This is a genomic window from Anaerobium acetethylicum (assembly GCF_900096945.1).
Classification (GTDB): domain Bacteria; phylum Bacillota; class Clostridia; order Lachnospirales; family Lachnospiraceae; genus Anaerobium; species Anaerobium acetethylicum.
The window spans coordinates 1-1,340 of the sequence record NZ_FMKA01000102.1 but is presented as its reverse complement, the minus strand read 5'-3'; the positions used below and the strand labels follow the sequence as shown (position 1 = coordinate 1,340).

Annotated in this window: 1 protein-coding gene; it reads left to right on the top strand. The window is 44.4% G+C overall.

Going from position 1 to position 1,340, the window contains the following annotated elements; all coding sequences use genetic code 11:
- The coding region (gene tnpC / locus BJR36_RS19980; RefSeq protein ID WP_091237184.1) for an IS66 family transposase at positions 1-1,286 on the top strand (1,286 nt) is incomplete at its 5' end.
- Positions 1,287-1,340: the final 54 nt, after the last annotated feature.

Genomic DNA, 1,340 nt, shown 5'->3' with positions numbered 1-1,340 from the left:
CGGTTCGTGAAGAAATCAGAATCACGCCTGCAAAAGTGGAGCGAATCCGTCTTATGCAGGAAGTTGCCATTTGCCCAGAGTGTAAGAAAGACGGGGATGGAACCCTTGTAAAGGCTTCTGTATATCCCGCATTATTACCTCACAGTCCTGCATCTGCATCCGCAGTTGCCTATGTGATCTTTGACAAGATTTTCATGGGCATGCCGTATTACAGACAGGAATCAGGAATGGCAGAACTTGGACTCAGACTGCCAAGGGAAACCATGGCAAACTGGTTCATTTACTGTGCTGAACATTACTTTTACCCAATATATGAACGAATGCATGAGCATCTGATAAAACGTGATATCCTGCATGCAGATGAAACAACATGTCAGGTATTGCGTGAAGAAGGCAAAAGTGCCGAGTCCACATCTTTTATGTGGATTTATTTAACCGGAAGCGATGGTCTTCCACCAATCGTCCTTTATGATTATGCTGCGGGACGTAGTGGAATGTATGCCAAGGACTTTCTGGACGGCTTTAAAGGTCTTCTCCAGTGTGACGGATATCAGGGTTATAACAAAGTGATGGATGTTATCCTGGTCTGCTGTCTGGCTCACTGCCGCAGGAAGTTTTATGAAGCCATTCCTGTCGGGAGAAGAAAAAAAATAAAACTGCTGGATATCAATTCAGAAACCTGGCTGGATGATCCGGTAATTCCGGATGAAAGTGCTCAGGAGAAGATGATACCTGCAGAAGTCGGTCTTTCCTACTGTAACAAACTGTTCTACATCGAACGTGAACTGAAAGAACTTCCTGCTGATGAAAGAAAAGCAAAACGTGAGGAAAGAGAATCTGCTGTCTGGAGAGGATTCTGGAACTGGATTGATACAGTCCAGCCACTTGGAGGCAGTAAACTTCAGAAAGCGGTGACCTATGCAAAAAACCACCGCGAAACACTCTGCAATTACATGAAAGATGGACGATGCGAAATCTCAAACAATGCAGCCGAGCGAAAAGCCAAGAGCTACGCTATCGGCCGTAAGGCATTTCTGTTCCATACATCAGTTGCAGGTGCAAATGCAAGTGCGGTCATGTACAGCATGATTGAAACAGCAAAGGCAAACAACCTGAATGTGTTCCAGTATCTTTACATGGTACTTCTTTATATGCCGGACTACAAAAATGAGCCCGCAGGTATAGAAAAGTTGCTTCCATGGAGTGATTTTATAAAGGAGCATTGCACAGGTTTAATTGATGTTGAAAACATAACAGCGGAAAAGCATGAACTACTGCCGATTTAGGGAACTGGACACCAAGGGTGGACTGTGCAACACGGTATGATATTCATCGCTTAC